At 71.7% G+C, this 18,395-nt stretch carries 12 protein-coding genes; 7 read left to right on the top strand and 5 right to left on the bottom strand.

Annotated features, from left to right (window positions below):
* Positions 1-106: 106 nt before the first annotated feature.
* From ACSMXW_RS24855 to ACSMXW_RS24835, 5 genes are all read right to left on the bottom strand, one after another.
* Positions 107-1,009, bottom strand: coding sequence for an ABC transporter substrate-binding protein (locus tag ACSMXW_RS24855; protein ID WP_485799486.1), 903 nt, complete (start codon positions 1,007-1,009; stop codon positions 107-109).
* Positions 1,010-1,556: 547 nt separating this feature from the next.
* Complete coding sequence (locus ACSMXW_RS24850) at positions 1,557-4,220, bottom strand: hypothetical protein (protein WP_485799484.1); 2,664 nt, start codon at positions 4,218-4,220, stop codon at positions 1,557-1,559.
* Positions 4,221-4,426: 206 nt separating this feature from the next.
* On the bottom strand, positions 4,427-4,894 hold the full coding sequence (locus tag ACSMXW_RS24845) for a DUF6113 family protein (RefSeq protein ID WP_485799482.1): 468 nt from the start codon (positions 4,892-4,894) through the stop codon (positions 4,427-4,429).
* Between the two features lie 115 nt (positions 4,895-5,009).
* Positions 5,010-5,894 carry an N-acetyl-1-D-myo-inositol-2-amino-2-deoxy-alpha-D-glucopyranoside deacetylase gene (mshB, locus tag ACSMXW_RS24840; protein ID WP_485799480.1) on the bottom strand — a complete coding sequence of 295 codons (885 nt, stop codon included), beginning with the start codon at positions 5,892-5,894 and terminating at the stop codon, positions 5,010-5,012.
* 149 nt (positions 5,895-6,043) lie between these two features.
* Complete coding sequence (locus ACSMXW_RS24835) at positions 6,044-6,238, bottom strand: hypothetical protein (protein ID WP_212908723.1); 195 nt, start codon at positions 6,236-6,238, stop codon at positions 6,044-6,046.
* 474 nt (positions 6,239-6,712) lie between these two features.
* On the opposite strand from ACSMXW_RS24835, the gene ACSMXW_RS24830 reads away from it, so the two are divergent.
* The 7 genes from ACSMXW_RS24830 to ACSMXW_RS24800 all read left to right on the top strand — a co-directional run bounded on the left by ACSMXW_RS24830 (position 6,713) and on the right by ACSMXW_RS24800 (position 17,935).
* Entirely contained in the window at positions 6,713-9,088 is a 2,376-nt protein-coding gene (locus ACSMXW_RS24830) for a S9 family peptidase (RefSeq protein ID WP_485799476.1), read from the top strand.
* Between the two features lie 801 nt (positions 9,089-9,889).
* Positions 9,890-10,861 (top strand): ABC transporter permease, encoded by a 972-nt coding sequence (locus ACSMXW_RS24825; protein WP_485799475.1) that lies wholly within the window; start codon positions 9,890-9,892, stop codon positions 10,859-10,861.
* Between the two features lie 84 nt (positions 10,862-10,945).
* Positions 10,946-12,724: an ABC transporter substrate-binding protein gene (locus ACSMXW_RS24820; protein WP_485799473.1), complete on the top strand. Its 1,779-nt coding sequence runs from the start codon at positions 10,946-10,948 to the stop codon at positions 12,722-12,724.
* Between the two features lie 181 nt (positions 12,725-12,905).
* Positions 12,906-14,684 carry an ABC transporter substrate-binding protein gene (locus ACSMXW_RS24815; RefSeq protein ID WP_485799471.1) on the top strand — a complete coding sequence of 593 codons (1,779 nt, stop codon included), beginning with the start codon at positions 12,906-12,908 and terminating at the stop codon, positions 14,682-14,684.
* A gap of 115 nt (positions 14,685-14,799) precedes the next feature.
* Entirely contained in the window at positions 14,800-15,780 is a 981-nt protein-coding gene (locus tag ACSMXW_RS24810; protein ID WP_485799470.1) for an ABC transporter permease, read from the top strand.
* Positions 15,781-15,794: 14 nt separating this feature from the next.
* Entirely contained in the window at positions 15,795-16,823 is a 1,029-nt protein-coding gene (locus tag ACSMXW_RS24805) for an ABC transporter ATP-binding protein (protein ID WP_485799469.1), read from the top strand.
* A gap of 26 nt (positions 16,824-16,849) precedes the next feature.
* Positions 16,850-17,935, top strand: a complete 1,086-nt coding sequence (locus tag ACSMXW_RS24800) for an ABC transporter ATP-binding protein (protein ID WP_485799468.1) — start codon at positions 16,850-16,852, stop codon at positions 17,933-17,935.
* Positions 17,936-18,395 lie beyond the last annotated feature (460 nt).

Here is an 18,395-nt window from a genome sequence, read left to right as displayed (position 1 = left end):
ATCGACTCGGCTGAGCACGCAGTTCCCCCCGCCCCTTTCCAACCGGGCTGCGCCCCGAGCTGCCCGGACTGCCCCCTTGGGGCAGTGGCGACGTGGTGCCGTTGGGTTAGGGGGTGCTGTGGAGGTGGGCGGAGGTGAGGGCTGTGGCGACCTTGCGGAAGAAGGCGGCGCAGGCGGGGGTGCTGACGGGGAGTTCGGGGTTCCAGGGGGCCACGACCGCGCCGTCGGAGAGGGTGGCCCAGCCGGGGACGCCGTCCAGGTCCCGGGGCTGGACGGCATTGCCCCGGCTGTCGACCAGGATCACGTCCGCCCCGAGCCCGGCGGCGTCCTCCCAGGTCGTGGTGGACCAGTTGACGCCGCCCGCCCCGGGCTCGACGAACCGTACGCCGAGGTCCGCGAGGTGCCGCAGTTCGGGCCAGGTCCGCGGCCGGGCCAGATGTACCTGTTCGGGCCCGGCGGCGGAGAGCGCGAGCACCCGCGGCCCGGGCGTGCCCTGCGCCGCGCCCCGCACCGCCTCCTCCGCGGCGGCGAGCCCCTCCGCAGGGGTGCCGTCCGCGTCCCCGGCGACGTCCACGGAGCGGTGCCCGCCGCGCCCGCCGAGGGCCCGGCCCAGCTCGGCGAACCGGCTCAGGATGCGGCCGAGGGAGACGTCCCCGGAGACGGCGAGCGCCAGCACCGGGACGCCGGCCCGCGCGGCGACCGCGTCGTCCACCGCGTACGCGTGCTCCCGGTCGTACGTCACGTCCACGATCAGATCGGGGCGCACCGAGCGGAGCGCGGCCTCGTCGAGCGCGCCGCCGGCGCCGAGGTAGGGCACGTCCTGCCCGCGCAGGCCGCCCGACTTGGCCGGGTCGGGACGCTCACCGTCGTGCCCGGAGCCGTAGACGCCGACGGGACGTATCCCTAGATCCCACAGGCCGGCTCCGGTCCGGAGATAGGCCGCTATGCGCTCCGGCCGCCCGGCCGCCCGCACGGTGACCTCACGGTCGTCGGTGAACTCCCACGTCATACGGCCCCACCCGTCCTGTCGTTCCCAACCCGGCATCCGATGTGTGGCCACCTTGAAACGAATCCCGGTGCCCCGCAAGCCCGCTCCCGGCCATGCCCACCGGCACCTGGCCGTTCCCGCGCCGGCCACACCCGACGGGCGTCGGCCACGTCGCTGACGGGCACCGGCCCCGCGGGCCTCTGGTGCCCGGGACGGGATGAGCTGAGGCGCACACCCCCCTGCCCCAGCCCGTCCCAACGCGCACCACACGCCCCTCGGGCGCCGTCCGCCCCAGGCGCCACCATTCCACGCGACGCCACCCCCGGCCGCCACCGGACCAGCCCCGGCCCCGTCCAGCCCACGAGCTGCCACCGGCGCCCTCCCCCGGGTACCGCCCGGTCCACGGGCGCCCGTCGGTTCCGTTCACCCCTTGGGTGGATGGGTGGATGGGTGGAAAAGTTCCGGTCGCGCGCGCCCGCAGCGCCACCCGGAGACAGGGGGAGCGGGGGCGCCCCGTCCGCACGGAGCGGACCGGGGGCGCCCCCGCATCGGGCCGGAGCCCGAACCGCTAGCTGGGGTTCGTCTCGATGACCCCCACCCGCTCGGCCGGCGTCCTGCCCAGCAGCGCCTTGCGCATCGCCCCGATGACGTCCTCGGGCGTGACGGGCGTCTTCCTGCCGTCGCCCCGGGTGATGAGGACCCCGTCGAAGGTCGTGCCGTAGAGCTTCTTGACGGCGGCCCGGTCGTACGTGTCGACGAGCTTGCCGTCGACCGCCTGCACGCCCAGGATCTGCGGCAGCGACTTCTCCGGCCCGAACGGGATGGACGCGGAGCCCGCCTTGATGGTGACGATCCCGGACATCGCGGGCTTCGCGAACTCCCGCATCATCCGGTCCACCTCGGCATTGCTGACGGTGGGCCGCCGCTCCGTGAGCGGCATCGGCACCGGGTCGCTGTGGCCGGTCTCGACCAGCCTGCGGTACGCCGCCTGCACGGCCGCCGCGGCCCTGTCGACGTCGAGCGCCTTGCCCGCCTTGCCGTACACGGCGACCGCCCTGCCCGGCTCGAACTTGATGGTGCCCTCGGTCGCCGAGCCGGCGCCGCCGGCCGCGCGCTCCAGGGCGGCGTGCAGCTTCTCCTCGTCGACGGGCATCACCGGCTGCACGACGCGCTTGCCGCCGAAGAGCGAGCCGACGACCGTCATGGGGTTGTAGTCGCTGCCCGCGGCGGCCTGCACGGTCGCGTCGGTGTCCAGGGCGAGGCCCGCCTGGTCGGGCCGCAGCGGCACGCTCCTGCCGGCCACGGAGAGCCTGAGCGTCATGCCGGTGTGGTCGCCGAAGGCCGCGTCGAGCTTCTTGACGGCCTCGTCCCGGGTGCCGCCGCCGATGTCGACGCCGAGGACGGTGGTGCCCTTGGCCACGTCGGCGTGGTTCACCAGCAGCCCGGCGCCGTAGACGCCGCCGGCCAGCACGACCAGCACCGCCACGAGCAGCACCAGCTTGCTGCGGCCCTTCTTCTTCGGCGCGGGTGCCGCGGGGGCGCTGCGCGGCTCCGGGTCGGGCAGCTTCGGCGGGGTGTGCGGGACACCGGCCTCGGGCTCCTGCGCGGGGGCGCCGAACGGGGAGTTCTGCGGGGACGGCACGACCCGGATGCCGCTGGTGACGGTGTGGCCCGCGACGTTGTCCTCGGGGCTGCCCGGGTCCGGTGCGGGCTTCTGCGGCGTGAGGACAGCGGTGTCGTCGCTCATCCGCGGCCGTGCGCCGCCGGCCTCGCCGGGGCCGCCGGCCGCGCCCGGTCCGCGGTCGCCGCCGAGCGGGCCGCCGCCGGCCTCGTCCGCGCCCCGGGGGGCCGCCAGCGGACTGTCACCGGTCACGGGGCCGCCGGTCGGTCCCGTGGGCCGCCGCGGCAGCACGTTCTTGCCGCCCGTGCCGTCGGGGGACGGCTCCGAGGAGGCGCCCGGAGAGGTCTCGTTGAAGAACGACAGGTCCGAGGCGCGCGGCCCACCGGCGGAGCCACCGGGACCGCCGGAGCCCCCGGCGCCGCCGGGACCACCGCTGCCGAGCGGCCCGGAGGCGACCGCGCCGGACACGTCGAACGTGCCGCTGCTGCGCTCCGACCCGGATGCGTCGCCGGGGCCGCCGGGAGCGGCCGGGCCGTCCCCCAGCACGGCGTAGGTGCCGCTGCTGCGCTCGCCGGCGGAGCCCGCCGGGGCCGCGGCGCCCGGCGCGGGCTCGCCGAACAGGTCGTACAGGCCGCTGCGGTTGCCGCCGGTGGAGCCGCCGAGCGCCTTGGGGTCGATACCGCCGGGTGAGTGCGGCCCGGCCGTGCCGGAGGCGCCGCCCGCGCCGGGGCCCTCGGGGTGCTCCGCGAAGCCGCTGAACTCCGAGCGGTCCGTGAAGGGGTCCCCGCCGAAGGTGTCGCCGGGTCCGCTCTGTCCGTGTTCCGAGAGGTCCCCGCCCAGGGGGCCGGAGCCCGCCCCGGTGCCGGCACCGGGGCCGAGGCCGGCACGGGCACCGGTGTCGAAGGCGGAGCCGGCGCCGTCGTCCGCGCCGAAATCGGAGCCGGGGCGCCGCACGGACCCGGTGCTGTCGTCGCCCAACGGGTCACGGCCGCCGAGGGGATCACCCAACGGGTCACCGCCGCCGAGACGGTCGCCCAACGGGTCACCGCCGCCCAGACGGTCGCCCAACGGGTCACCGCCGAGGGTGTCGCCGGAGGCCCGGCCGCCGGGTGGGGTGGCGCCACTGCGGGGCGCGGCCGGCTTGCGGGGCGCGAACCAGTCGCTCGTGCGCTCCTTCGCCGGGGCGTCCGCCGCGCCGGAGCCGCCCTCCCGGGAGCTCCTGGCGCCGGAGCCGCCGCGGGAGCCGCCCTGGCCGGAGCCGCCCGCCGGGCCCTCCGCGGGCGTTCCCGCGCCGTCGCCGACCGGGTCCGCGGCACTCGCGGTGGCCCCGCCGGCACCCTTGGCCGCCTCGGTCAGGTCGGACATCGGGGTCCGCATGACCAGGGGCGGGATCGGCCGGGAGCCCGGGATGCTGATGCGGACCCGGGTGGTGAGCGTGGTCTCGGTCCTGCGCTCCTCCGCCGGGGCGTCCGGGGCCTGCCGCCCTGCGTCCGTGCCCGCTTCGGCAGCGGCGCCCGGTGCCGGGATGCCGTACGGAGGCGTCCCCGAGGGGTACGCGGCTCCGCCGCGGCCCTGGGACCCGGGGGACGAATTGTCAGTTTCACGACTCAAGGCAGGTTCTCCTGTTTGGCTCCACCGCCCGTTCCTTCCCCAGTGCCCCTAGGCGTGGGAGGTGCCCCGGATGCCGGGGCCCCCACCGCGGGCAGGAGGAGGCTCGGCGGCGCGCACCACCATACTGGCCGCCCCCCTTCCGGTTCCGGAGACGGTGACGGAATCCCGGCGGTGCAAGGTCGCGCATCGCACGGTGGAGTGGTGCATCACTTACCAAGACGGGCGCCGCCTCCGCCCGATCGCCCGGGGCTCGGGGGTTCTCCCTGCCCCTTTGGAGCTGGGGGGAGGGTGGCACAGATCACCGCGACTGCCAAACCTCCGAGGAGGAAGAGGTACGAACCGGCGCCGGCGCCGAAGAGGAAGTCACCCTCGGGCCGGGTGGCCGTGAGCAGCAGGACCGCGATCAGCCAGCCCCCCGCGGGCGCGATGGTGCCGGGCCGGGTGCCGGTGACCAGGCCGCCGCCCCGGAACAGGCCCGCCGCCGCGATCAGGGCAAGGAACAGGCCACCGGGGAACCATGCGGCCTGGAGCAGCGCACCCGCGACGCCGATCACCGCGCCGAGGACGAAAAGTCCGGAACAGGCGGCGATACGGCCGGGGTCCGGGGGCCGGGTGAGGTAACTGCCGGGCCCCGGCGGGAGACCGGCCGCGGCGGCTCTTTTCGTTGCGCTCATAAGACTCTCACTCATTCCGTCCGTACGTGTGTGCCGTGGGGTCCGTCACAACGGCCCGCCCGGCCCCTCGGCCCCCACCGGGTCCGCCGCCCCGCATCCGCCGTGGTGGCCCGCGTCACGGCGTCACGCCCTCGAAGAGGTCCGTCTCGCGTCCCGTGCCGCGGGGGGTGGTGCCCTGGGCCAGCTCGTAGTACTCGACGGGGAAGAGCGGCTGTGCGCGGTTGTTGGAGAGCGCGAACCAGGGCGGGGCGACCTGGACCTGGGTGGCGTGGGCGCGCATCGCCAGGGCCTTGGCGGTGGCGTGCGCGGTGCCGTCGATCTCGGTGGTGACGGCGGCGTCGTCGGTCACGCCGGGCACGTCGTCCACCGTGCCGGCGAGCGGGAACGGCAGCCGGGGCAGCTCGGCGCCGAGCCGGGCGAAGCCGGCCTCGGCCACGGAGCGCGGCACACGGCTGTAGTAGACCTTCTGGACGGTGTGCGGGGCGCCCGGGCGGCCGCCGGGCCGGCCGGCGAGCTCTACGGCGCGCAGGGCCACGCGGTGGGCCTGGATGTGGTCGGGGTGACCGTAGCCGCCCTGCGGGTCGTAGGTGACGAGGACCTGCGGGCGCAGCTCCCTGATGACGTCGACGAGCAGGGCCGCGGCCTCGTCGACGTCCGCGGACCAGAAGGCGCCCGGCCGGGTGTTCTGCTCGGTGCCCATCATGCCGGAGTCCCGGAAGCGTCCGGGACCGCCGAGGAAGCGGTGGTCGGTGACGCCCAGCTCCCGCATGGCCGCGGCCAGCTCCGTGGCGCGGTACGGGCCGAGCCGGTCCTCGTGGTCCGGCCCGAGGTGGGCGAGACCGGGCGGGATGACCTCGCCCTCCTCGCCGAGGGTGCAGGTGACCAGGGCGACATGGGCGCCCTCGGCGGCGTACTTGGCCATGGTGGCGCCGTTGATGATCGACTCGTCGTCCGGGTGGGCGTGGACGAGCAGCAGACGCCGGGCGGGCAGTTCCGTCATGCGCCCACCCTACGAGGGCGGGGCGGCGGGATGTCCGGATCCCCGCGGGCCGCCGGGCGTGGCTGCCCGGCGCACCCGTGCCGGGGCTCCCGGGCGCGGTCAGCGGTGCGGGCCGCGGCCGGGCGTGGCCCGGCTCGCGGACCCCCGGATCAGAACTTGAGGTTGCCGATCATGCCTGCGACGTTGCTGGTGAGTTCGGTGATGGTGGGCGCGATGGAGGAGCTGGCCAAGTAGAAGCCGAGCAATATGCAGACGATGGCGTGTACTGCGTTCAGGCCCGACTTCTTGATCAAGATGAAGACGATGACCAGCAGCAGCACCACCGCTGAAATCGAGAGTGCCACGGCGGCCCACCTCCAGGGGGATCGGTCGTAACGCAGGCAACATGACGGGCCGAGCGGGGAATTGCCCACGGGAAGTGCCCCTGGGGCTTACCCACCCAGCGCGACTGATCATAACTTTCCGTTGGCTGTGCTTGGATCGCACATACTTGGTGCACGGCAGCACGAGGGGCGCATGCCGTGCGCCCCTTTCCGGCCGGGCCCTGACGCCGGGCACGCCCCGGAAGGAACGGGGCCTGTGTGCCGGGGCACTCCGACGCAGGCGTGCGCCGTCCGGGGGCGCTGTCGATCCGCCCCGGACCGGGCGGCCCCTGGGGCCTGCCTGACGCTTCCGGCCGGGCCCGCGTCCCCACTGCCGTGAAGGCGTGGGAGGCGCCCCTCATACGTATGAGGGCGACCCTCCGCCCTGCGATGCACCGCACCGGACGACCCCGGCTGATCCGACGCGAACTGTCGGACAGGCCCTAGTCTCGGGGGATGAGCAGCCACCCTGACTCCTTTCCGCGCCGCCACGCACGCACCCAGCGCTTCACGCTCGGGGCCCCCAAGGCGTTCCGCGTCGCGCCGGACGGCGGCCGCGTCGCGTTCCTGCGGTCCCGGTCCGGCACCGACCGCGCGCATCTGCTGTGGGTCCTGGATCTCGACGACGGGCCGCAGGGCGTGGAGCGGATCGCGGCCGACCCCGTGGTGCTGCTGGGCGGCGGCGAGGAGCGCCTGTCCGCGCACGAGCGGGCCCGGCGGGAGCGCGCCCGCGAGGGCGGCGCGGGCATCGTGGGCTTCGCGACGGACCTGGCCGTGGAGTTGGCGGCCTTCACGCTCTCCGGCCGGCTGTTCACGGCGGAGCTGCGGGCCGGCACGGCACGCGAACTGCCCGTGCCCGGGCCGGTGCTCGACCCCCGGCCGTCGCCCGACGGCCGGCACGTGGCCTATGCCGCGCGGGGCGCGCTGCGGGTGGTGACGGTGGCGCGGGAGCCGCGGGAGGCCGCCGCCGAGCCGCTGGACCGGGCGCTGGCCGAGCCGGAGTCGGAGGGCGTGGCCTACGGCCTCGCGGAGTTCATCGCGGCCGAGGAGATGGACCGGCTGCGGGGCTTCTGGTGGTCCCCGGCGTCCGACCGGCTGTTGGTGGCCCGGGTCGACGACACCCCCGTGCGGCGGTGGTGGATCGCCGACCCGGCGCGGCCCGAGCAGGAGCCCGCGCGGGTGGCGTATCCGGCGGCGGGCACGCCCAACGCTGACGTGCGGCTCTTCGTGCTGGGCCTGGACGGCTCCCGCACGGAGGTGGCGTGGGACCGCGAGCGGTACCCGTACCTGGCGCGGGTGCACTGGTCGGCGGACGGGCCGCCGCTGCTCCAGGTGCAGGCCCGCGACCAGCGCAGCCAGCTGTTCCTCGCGGTGGACCCGGACGACGGCGGCACGCGGCTGGTGCACGCGGACGAGGACCCGCAGTGGCTGGAGCTGTTCTCCGGGGTGCCGTGCTGGTCGCCGAGCGGCCATCTGGTGCGGATCGCGGACGAGGGCGGGGCACGGGTGCTGTCGGTGGGCGACCGGCCGCTGACGGGGCCGCAGCTGCACGTACGGGCGGTGCTGGACGTCTCGGACGACGACGTGCTCGTCTCGGCGTCCGCGGGCGCGGCCGCCGAGGAGGCCCAGCCGGGCGAGGTGCATGTGTACCGCGTCAACGAGCTGGGGGTGGAGCGCGTCTCGCAGGAGCCCGGGGTGCATGCCGCCGTGCGGTCCGGAGCGGTGACGGTGCTGTCCTCCGCGGTGCTGGACCGGCCGGGCAGGCTGGTGCAGGTGCTGCGCGACGGCAAACGTCTGGCGACCGTCGCCTCGGTGGCCGAACAGCCCGGTTTCTCGCCCCGGGTGACGCTCACGCAGGTGCTCGCGGGGCCGGACGCGGCTGCCGGGCCCGCGGCCCCCGGGGAACCGGACACGGGAGCGGCCGGCACCCGGCCGGGTCAGGGCACCGCGGGGTCCGCCGAGGTTGCCCACGCCCCGTCCGGCGCCCAGGGCACCCCCTTCGACCAGGGCGGACGCACTTCCGCGCGATCCAATCATGGCGGGGGAGGCGCACGTGATCACGAGGGCGCACGCCGGATCCCGTGTGCCGTCGTACTGCCCCGGAACCACCGTGAGACGGACGGGCCGCTGCCCGTGCTGCTGGATCCGTACGGCGGTCCGCACAGCCAGCGGGCGTTGGCCGCGCACGACGCGTACCTCACCTCGCAGTGGTTCGCGGACCAGGGCTTCGCTGTCGTGATCGCCGACAACCGCGGCACGCCGGGGCACTCACCCGCCTGGGAGAAGGCGGTCAAGGACGACTTCACGGTGGTCCTCGACGACCAGGTCGCCGCGGTGCGGGCGCTCGCCGGGCGGTTCCCGCTGGATCTGGAGAGGGTCGCGGTGCGGGGCTGGTCGTTCGGCGGCTACCTGGCGGCGCTCGCGGTGCTGCGCAGGCCGGATGTGTTCCACGCGGCCGTCGCCGGGGCCCCGGTGACGGACTGGCGGCTGTACGACACCCACTACACCGAGCGCTACCTGGGCGACCCGGAGCGGTCTCCCGAGGTGTACGCGCGCAGTTCGCTCGTGGACGACGCCGGTCTCTCGTCGTCCGCCGGGCCGCACCGTCCGCTGATGGTCATCCACGGCCTCGCCGACGACAACGTGGTCGTCGCCCACTCCCTGCGGCTGTCCTCCGCCCTGCTGGCCGCGGGCCGTCCGCACGAGGTGCTGCCGCTGTCCGGGGTGACGCACATGACGCCGCAGGAGCAGGTGGCCGAGAACCTGTTGCTGCTTCAGGTGGACTTCCTGAAGCGAGCGCTGGGTCTTCCGGCCGGCGGCCCGGCCGAGTAGGGCCGCCTCGGCCGGCGGGCGGGGCCGGCCCCGGGCCCAGGCTCAGCCCAGGGCCCCCGACTCAGCCCCCGGCCCCCAGGCTCAGCCCCCGGCCCCCGGCTCGGCACCGGCCTGCCTGTCTGTCCGCCTGTCCGCCTGTCCGCCTGTCCGCCTGTCCGCCTGTCCGCCTGTCCGCCTGTCCGCCTGCACAGGCGAAACGGCCGGGGTGTGCCCATCGGCCGGGACATGCCGCGCCTTGGCATGAGCGTCCCGGCCGATCCACGGCACCCGCACGGCCGTACGTCTTCAAGAGTGGCCGTCGCGTATATCGCCGTCGCGTCGGGCGAGTTGCCTGTTTGTTAACGGTTTCGGGGCGGTCGGCGCCCCCACCCCGCGCCCTTCCGGCACGCCCCCACCGGAAGGGCGCGCCCAACGGGCCCACGACCCAGACCAGTACACCATTTTCAGCCAACCGGCGACCGGCCACCGGAACAGCTCCCACCCCCTGTACGGAATCCGAGACAAGGCTGCCCGGTTATCGAACTCAATGCCAGAACCTCCCGGTAAGTCCATAAACGTCCAAATAATCTACTCCCGTAGATGTAATCTCTCCGGGGAGGTTTGGTCATGTAATCACCAAAAGATTAAAGAGAAGGTCAAGGCAGACAACGATTCATTGACCCTGGACGAACAGGGTTGAAAAGGTCCGCGTAGCCCGTGGGCGCGTCCTGCGGAGTGTTACGACCCCTCCGGGCCAGGAGTGCCATGACCTCCCCAACTCCATCTGCCGCCGCCCCGCTCGAGGTAGTGGCCGATAAAGACATGCTCACGCCCGACACATCCGGGCCGAAGGGCGGCGAAGGCCGCTCCCCCGGACAACTGGCGTGGCGGCGCTTCAGGCGCGACCGCACGGGCGTCGTCTCCGCCTATGTGGTGATCGGTTACTTCGTGGTGGCGCTCTGCGCTCCGCTGATAGCCAAGCTGTACGGCAAGGACCCGTACACGACCTACGGGCAGAACCAGCCCGGCCTGCTGAACGACTTCGGCTTTCCGATCAAGCCCAACGGCGGTATCAGCAGCGACTTCTGGTTCGGCATCGAACCGCAGCTCGGGCGTGACCTGTTCACGTTCCTGCTGTACGGGATCCGGAACTCGCTGTTCATCGCGGGCGCGGTCACCCTGCTGGTGACGCTGCTCGGCATCACCATCGGCATCACGGCCGGCTACCTCGGCGGCAAGACGGACTACTTCATCGGCCGGGTCATCGACATCCTGCTGGCCTTCCCGCAGACGCTCTTCTTCATCGCGTTCTGGCCGGTGATGATCACGATCTTGGTCGCCCCGGACGATGCCGTTCCCACGTGGCTCACGGTCACCAGCCTCATCACGGTCATGGCGGCGTTCGGCTGGGCGCCCATCGCGCGTCTGCTCCGCGGTGAAGTGCTGGCGCTGCGGGAGCGCGAGTTCGTCGAAGCCGCCAAGGTGACCGGGGCCTCGCCGGCCCGCATCATCTTCAAGGAACTGCTCCCGAACCTTTGGACGCCGATCCTCATCCAGGCCACGCTGGCACTGCCGCTCTATGTGACCGCGGAGGCCGGACTCGCGTTCCTCGGTGTCGGGCTCACGGCGAAGACCCCGGACTGGGGCGTGATGCTCCAGCGTGGTGCCGACGTCTACCAGGACGACATCACCTTCATGCTGTTCCCCGGGCTCACGATGGTGATCTTCGTGCTGGCCTTCAACCTCCTCGGCGACTCGGTCCGCGATGCACTCGACCCGAAGACCAGGCGCTGATCCACTCCGTGCCATCACCGGCCGGGCGACGGGGCCCCGCCGGAGCACCACCCACGCTCTCACAGACTCTCAGGGCAGGTAGGCATGTCGTTCTCGCGGAGAAACTTCCTCATCGCCACATCAGTTGCGGCCGGCAGCTCGATGGCGCTGTCGGCCTGCAGCAGCGGCAACGCGGGCGGCGGCAGTGACGGCTCACCGGCCCCCGGCGCCACCGAGTACGCGTCTGTGACGATCGGCACCAAGGAGGACTCCGTCGGCCCCGCCCCCGCGGTACCCGGCGCCCAGAAGGGCGGGACGATCTACGGTGTCTCCGAGGACGACTTCTCGCACCTCGACCCGCAGCGGGTCTACTACGCGCTGAACTACACGGCCACGCGGCTCTTCGCCCGCAGCCTGACCAGCTACAAGATCGCCCAGGACGGCAGCCAGAAGCTGGTCGGCGACCTCGCCACCGACATCGGCACCGCTTCCGATGACTACAGGACCTGGACCTTCACGCTGAAGGACGGGATCAAGTGGCAGGACGGCAAGGACGTCACCGTCGACGACGTCCGGCACGGCATCGAGCGCTGCTGGGCGCCGTTCATCACCGAGGGCCCCGTCTACGTCCAGCAGATGCTGACCGGCAGGGGCGACTGGCGCAAGGGCTACGAGGGCCCCTACGGCGGCAAGCACCTGGACTCGATCGTCACCGACAAGGCAAAGAAGACGATCACCTTCAAGCTGAAGGTGTCCCGCCCGGACTTCAACTTCATCCTGGCCATGGCCTCGTACGCGCCGACCCCGGTGCACGCCGACACCAAGGAGAAGTACGACAAGCAGCCGTTCTCCAACGGCCCCTACCTCATCAAGCAGCACACCACCGACAAGTCGCTGACCTTCACCCGCAACAAGTACTGGGACCCGAAGACGGACCCGATCCGCAACGCCTACCCGGACTCCTTCGAGTTGCAGTTCGGCGTCACCGGTGTGGAACTCGCCGACCGCATCATCGCGGACCAGGGCACGGACCAGCAGACGGTCTCCATCGAGAGGGCCGTCCCGGCCGAGCGCTTGCAGAAGGTGCTCTCCACCCCGGACCTGAAGGCGCGCACGTTCAACGGCCTGGTCGGAGGCATCTACTTCTACTACATCAACTGCAAGCGGATCACGGACGTCGAGGTGCGCAAGGCCCTCAACATAGCCTGGCCGCTGGAGCAGATCCGCAAGATCTACGGCGGCCCCGCGGCGGGCGACTACGCCACCACGATCCTCAGCCCCGACATCCTGGGCCGCGAGAAGTTCGACCTGTACGGCAAGCTGAAGAAGCCGCGGGGTGACGCCGCAGCCGCCAAGGCCCTGCTGAAGAAGGCCGGCAAGCTGGGCCAGAAGATCGTCTACACCTACCCGCAGAGCCCGACGTACGACAAGACCGCCGTGGTCATCGAACAGGCACTCAAGGCCGCAGGGTTCTCACCGGTGATCAAGCCCACGGACTCCACGTCGTACTACGACCAGATCCAACAGGTGGACAACCGCTTCGACGTGATGTGGGGCGGCTGGCAGCCTGACTGGCCCGGCGCGTACCCGGTGATCCAGCCGGTCTTCGACAGCGCCAACATCGGCAACGGCCAGCAGAACGTCTCGCAGGTCAAGGTGCCGTGGATCGACGAGGGCATCAAGAAGAACGCCGAGATAGCCGACCAGAAGAAGGCCGGCGCGGCCTGGGCGGCTTTGGACAAGCGGATCATGAAGGAGGTCGTCCCGGTCATCCCGGAGACCTACCAGCGCCGCTACTACCTGCACGGCTCCAAGGTCGGCGGCGCCATAATGGACCCCCAGTTCGCGGCGACGCTGCTCTGGAACTGCTACGTCAAGGCCTGACGGTGATCTTCGTGCTGGCCTTAAGTCTCCGGGGCGGTCCGGACCGCGACGCACTCGACTCGGTCCCCGAGGCGCTCGCCCCGAAGACCCAGCGCTGATCCACTCCGTGCCATGACCGGCGGGGCGACGGGGCCCCGCCGATCACCACTTTCGCTCATCCAGACTCTCAGGGCAGGTAGCCATGTCGTTTTCCCGGAGAAACTTCCTCATCGCCACATCAGTTGCGGCCGGCAGCTCGATGGTGCTGTCCGCCTGCAGCAGCGGCAACGCAGGCGGTGACGACTCACCGGCCCCCGGCGCCACCTCGTACACCGGTGCAAAGGTGAAGATCGGCACCAAAGAGGACTCGACCGGCCCCGCGCCCGAGATACCGGGCGCGAAGAAGGGCGGGACGATCTACGGTGTCTCCGAGGACGACTTCTCGCACCTCGACCCGCAGCGCATCTACTTCGCGTTCAACTCCACCGCGGCGCTGCTCTTCGCCCGCTGCCTCACCAGCTACAAGATCGACCAGAATGGGCACCTGACCCTCGTCGGCGACCTGGCGACCGACGTCGGCACCGCCTCCGCCGACAACAAGACCTGGACCTTCACGCTGAAGGACGGGATCAAGTGGCAGGACGGCAAGGACGTCACCGTCGACGACGTCCGGCACGGCATCGAGCGCTGCTGGGCGCCGTTCATCACCGAGGGCGCCGCCTACGTCCAGCAGGCGCTGACCGGCAAGGGCGACTGGCGCAAGGGCTACGACGGCCCCTACGGCGGCAAGCACCTGGACTCGATCGTCACCGACAAGGCCAAGAAGACGATCACCTTCAAGCTGAAGGAAGCCCGTCCGGACTTCAACTTCACGCTCGCCATGCACTCGTACGCCCCGACTCCGGTGCACGCCGACACCAAGGAGAAGTACGACAAGCAGCCGTTCTCCAACGGCCCCTACATCGTCAAGCACCGCAGCATCGACAAGTCGATGACGATGACCCGCAACAAGTACTGGGACCCGAAGACGGACCCGATCCGCAACGCCTACCCGGACAGCTTCGAGTTCGAGTTCGGCCCGACCCAGCTGGAGTCCACGGACCGCTTCATCGCGGACCAGGGCACGGACCAGCAGATGGTCTCCATCTACAAGCAGGTCCCGGCCGAACGCTTGCAGAAGGTCCTCTCCACCCCGGACCTGAAGGCCCGCTCCTTCAACGGCCTGATCACGGGCACCTACTACTACGCGATCAACTGCAAGCGGATCACGGACGTCGAGGTGCGCAAGGCCCTCAACATGGCCTGGCCGCTGGAGCAGATCCGCACGATCTACGGCGGCCCCGCGGCGGGCGACTACGCCACCACGATCCTCAGCCCCGACATCCTGGGCCGCGAGAAGTTCGACCTGTACGGCAAGCTGAAGAAGCCGCGGGGTGACGCCGCAGCCGCCAAGGCCCTGCTGAAGAAGGCCGGCAAGCTGGGCCAGAAGATCGTCTACACCTACCCGCAGAGCCCGACGTACGACAAGACCGCCGTGGTCATCGAACAGGCACTCAAGGCCGCAGGGTTCTCACCGGTGATCAAGCCCACGGACTCCACGTCGTACTACGACCAGGTCCAACAGACCGACAACAACTTCGACGTGATGTGGTTCGCCTGGTCCGCGGACTGGCCCACCGCCTATACCATGCTCCAGCCGCTGTTCGACAGCTCCAGCATCGGCAACGGCCAGAACAACGTCTCTCAGACGAAGGTGCCGTGGATCGACGCCGCGATCAAGACGGACGTCACCATCGCGGACCAGAAGAAAGCCGGCGCGACCTGGGCTGAGCTGGACAAGCGGATCATGAAGGAGGTCGTGCCGATCATCCCGGAGACCTACCAGCGCCGCTACTACCTGTACGGCTCCAAGGTCGGCGGCGCCATGATGGATCCGCTCTTCTCGGCGACCCTGCTGTACAAGACGTACGTCAAGGCCTGACGACCGGCGCTCGTGGCCGTTTGGACCTCAGCGCGCTGAGGTCCAAACGCGCCCCCACACCCCCCCTCGGGTCCCCTTCCCGCCTCCTTCGGCATCCGTCAGGAAAACCACAGCCATGTTCCGCTTCCTCGTCCGCCGCATCGTCGGCGCCGCGGTGATCCTGCTGATCATCAGTGCTCTCGTCTTCGTCCTCTTCTACGCCGCGCCACGCGACCCCGCGCGCGTCGCCTGCGGCAAGGTCTGCACGCCCGAGACCCTGGCGCTGGTGCGGAAGAACCTGGGGATCGCCGACCCCGTACCGGTGCAGTACTGGCACTGGCTCCAAGCTGTCTTCGTGGGCCGCGACTTCCCGTCGTACGGGCACTGCCCGGCCCCGTGCCTCGGTTACTCGTTCCAGAACCGCGAGCCCGTCTTCGGCACCATCGTGGACCGCTTCCCGACCACCCTCTCACTCACCCTCGGCGGCGCCGTCGTCTTCCTGATCTTCGGCGTCGGTACCGGCATGATCGCGGCGGTCAAGCAGGGCAAGCCGCTGGACAAGATCGCCTCGTCGGCCTCGCTGGTCGGCTCCTCCCTGCAGATCTACATCCTGGGCCCGGTGGCGATGTACTTCCTCACCGACCAGCTCCACCTGCTGAAGCGGCCGGCCTACACACCGATCACGGACAACCCCGCCGCGTGGTTCTCCGGCCTGCTGCTGCCCTGGCTGGTGCTCTCGGTGATCTTCACCGCCAACTACACCAGGATGTCCCGCTCCCAGCTCGTCGAATCGCTGAGCGAGGACTACGTCCGCACCGCGCGCGCCAAGGGCCTGTCCCGGTGGACGGTCTTCTTCCGGTTCGCCTGGCGGGGCGCCATGGGGCCGATCATCACCATCTTCGGCCTGGACCTGGGCGTGCTGCTCGGCGGAGCGATCATCACCGAGAAGACCTTCAGCCTCCAGGGCATCGGTGCGCTGGCCGTGAAGGCCGTCTCCACCAACGACCTGCCGACGCTGCTGGGCGTGGTGATGGTGGCCGCGGGAGCCATCGTGGTCCTGAACATCGTCGTCGACGCCGTGTACGCCCTCATCGACCCGCGTATCCGCCTCGCCTAGGAGAGAGAGCCACCATGAGCAGCACCCCCTTCCTCTCCGTGCGTGACCTGCGCGTGCACTTCTCCACCGAGGACGGCATGGTCAAGGCCGTCGACGGGCTCTCGTTCGACCTGGCGCACGGCAGGACGCTCGGCATCGTCGGTGAGTCCGGCTCCGGCAAGTCCGTCACCAACCTGGCCATCCTCGGGCTGCACAACCCGGACCAGACCGAGGTCGGCGGGGAGATCCTGCTCGACGGGCAGGACCTGCTGACCGCGACGGAGCGCGAGCTGGAGCGGCTGCGCGGCAACAAGATGGCCATGATCTTCCAGGACGCGCTGGCCTCGCTGTCGCCGTACCACACCGTCGGCCGGCAGATCGCCGAGACGTACCGCAAACACACCGGCGCCTCCAAGCGGGAGGCCCGGGCGCGGGCCGTCGAGATGCTGAAGAAGGTCGGCATCCCGCAGCCCGACCTGCGGGTGGACGACTACCCGCACCAGTTCTCGGGCGGTATGCGGCAGCGCGCCATGATCGCGATGGCGCTGGTCTGCAACCCCGAGCTGCTGATCGCGGACGAGCCGACCACGGCGCTGGACGTCACCGTGCAGGCCCAGATCATGGACCTGCTCAAGGAGCTCCAGCAGGAGACCGGCACGTCGATCATCTTCATCACCCACGACCTCGGCGTGATCGCCGACATCGCGGACGACGTCCTGGTGATGTACGGCGGCAAGTGCGTGGAGCGCGGCTCCAAGCAGGAGGTGCTGCGGACGCCCCAGCACCCGTACACCTGGGGGCTCCTGGGGTCCATGCCGACCCTGGAGGGCGACGTGGACCAGCCCCTGACGCCGATCCCCGGCACCCCGCCGAGCCTGCTCAATCCGCCGACCGGCTGCCGGTTCCACCCGCGGTGCGGCTTCGTCGAGCAGGTCGGCGGCGGCCGCTGCACCACCGAGGAGCCGGCGCTCACGCTTCTCGACGGGCGCGGGGCGGCCTGTCACCTCACCGGCGAGCAGCGCGAGCGGTTCTCCGCCGACCGTGCCGCCGCGCGGGCCCACTGACGTACTCACGACGGGACTTCACGACCATGAGCAGCACCACTCCCCTCCTGGACGTAGCCGGGCTCACCAAGCACTTTCCGATCATGGGCGGCTTCCCCATCCGGCGGAAGGTCGGCGCGGTGCAGGCCGTGGACGGTCTGGACTTCAGCGTGTTCGAGGGCGAGAGCCTCGGCCTGGTCGGCGAGTCCGGCTGCGGCAAGTCGACGACCGGGCGGCTGATCACCCGTCTGCTGGAGCCGACGGGCGGCCGGATCACCTACCGGGGCAAGGACATCACCCATGCCTCGCGCCGCGAGCTGGCCCCGATCCGCTCCGAGATCCAGATGATCTTCCAGGACCCGTACGCCTCGCTGAACCCGCGGCAGACGGTCGGCAAGATCATCGCGGGGCCGATGGAGATCAACGGCGTCAACCCGCCGGGCGGCCGGGAGAAGCGGGTCCGCGAGCTGCTGGAGACCGTGGGCCTCAACCCGGAGCACTACAACCGCTTCCCGCACGAGTTCTCCGGCGGCCAGCGGCAGCGGATCGGCGTGGCGCGGGCGCTGGCCCTGCAGCCCAAGCTGATCGTGGCCGACGAGCCGGTCTCCGCGCTGGACGTCTCCATCCAGGCGCAGGTGGTCAACCTCCTGCAGAAGCTCCAGCAGGAGCTGGACATCGCGTTCGTGTTCATCGCGCACGACCTGGCGGTGGTCCGGCACTTCTCGCAGCGGGTCGCCGTGATGTACCTGGGCCGCATCGTGGAGATAGCGGACCGCGACGAGCTGTACGGCAACCCGCGCCACCCCTACACCCGGGCGCTGCTGTCCGCGGTGCCGGAGGTCAGCGCGGACGACGCCCCCGTCCGCGAACGCATCCGCCTCGCCGGCGACGTCCCCTCCCCCGTCAACCCGCCCTCCGGCTGCCGCTTCCGCACCCGCTGCTGGAAGGCGACGGAGAAGTGCGCGACCGAGACTCCGGCGCTCGCGCATGTGGAGGGCAGCCGCGAGGGGCACCTGACGGCGTGCCACTACCCGGAGGCGGCCGGGGAGCCGGGCGAGGAGATCATCCTGGATCCGGGCATCGCGGCGGCGGGCTCCGGCGCCGGCACAGACACGGTGACGGCGAAGGACTGAACCGGGCTGCCGGGGCCGGCACGGCCCTTCCGGCACGGCTCTCCAGCACGTCTTCCGGTACGGCTCCTCCGGTACGGCTCCTCCGGTACGGCTCCTCCGGTACGGCTCCTCCGGTACGCGCGAACGTTCCGTACGGCTCGGGGCGCTCCCTTGTGGGGGCGCCCCTCGTCTCGTTCTGCGGAGGCGTACGGGCCGGTGCACGACCGGCTCTGGCGAGCGCCGGGGGCGGGGAACCGGGGTGAGCGCCGGGGGCGGGGAACCGGGGAGCTCCGGTCCGGGGAGCCGCGGGGGCGCTGAACCGCCGGGCGGGCGCCGCGGGCCCGGGAACCGCCGGGGCGGGCGGCGAGCCGCGGGCCCGGGAGCCGCCGGGGCGGGCGGGGAGCCGCCGGGCGGAGGCCGCTTTGGCCCCGCCCAAACGCCGCGCCTCACCCCATAAGGCCCCGGTTGCCGCAGCCGGCCG

This window comes from Streptomyces sp. DSM 116793 (assembly GCF_057320905.1).
This window is presented reverse-complemented; position numbering and strand designations above follow the sequence as displayed.

Coding starts and splice junctions, on each gene's coding strand:
- ACSMXW_RS24855 (WP_485799486.1), bottom strand. CDS start 1,009: ATGACGTGGGAGTTCACCGACGACCGTGAGGTCACCGTGCGGGCGGCC.
- ACSMXW_RS24845 (WP_485799482.1), bottom strand. CDS start 4,894: ATGAGCGCAACGAAAAGAGCCGCCGCGGCCGGTCTCCCGCCGGGGCCC.
- mshB (WP_485799480.1), bottom strand. CDS start 5,894: ATGACGGAACTGCCCGCCCGGCGTCTGCTGCTCGTCCACGCCCACCCG.
- ACSMXW_RS24830 (WP_485799476.1), top strand. CDS start 6,713: ATGAGCAGCCACCCTGACTCCTTTCCGCGCCGCCACGCACGCACCCAG.
- ACSMXW_RS24825 (WP_485799475.1), top strand. CDS start 9,890: ATGCTCACGCCCGACACATCCGGGCCGAAGGGCGGCGAAGGCCGCTCC.
- ACSMXW_RS24820 (WP_485799473.1), top strand. CDS start 10,946: ATGTCGTTCTCGCGGAGAAACTTCCTCATCGCCACATCAGTTGCGGCC.
- ACSMXW_RS24815 (WP_485799471.1), top strand. CDS start 12,906: ATGTCGTTTTCCCGGAGAAACTTCCTCATCGCCACATCAGTTGCGGCC.
- ACSMXW_RS24810 (WP_485799470.1), top strand. CDS start 14,800: ATGTTCCGCTTCCTCGTCCGCCGCATCGTCGGCGCCGCGGTGATCCTG.
- ACSMXW_RS24805 (WP_485799469.1), top strand. CDS start 15,795: ATGAGCAGCACCCCCTTCCTCTCCGTGCGTGACCTGCGCGTGCACTTC.
- ACSMXW_RS24800 (WP_485799468.1), top strand. CDS start 16,850: ATGAGCAGCACCACTCCCCTCCTGGACGTAGCCGGGCTCACCAAGCAC.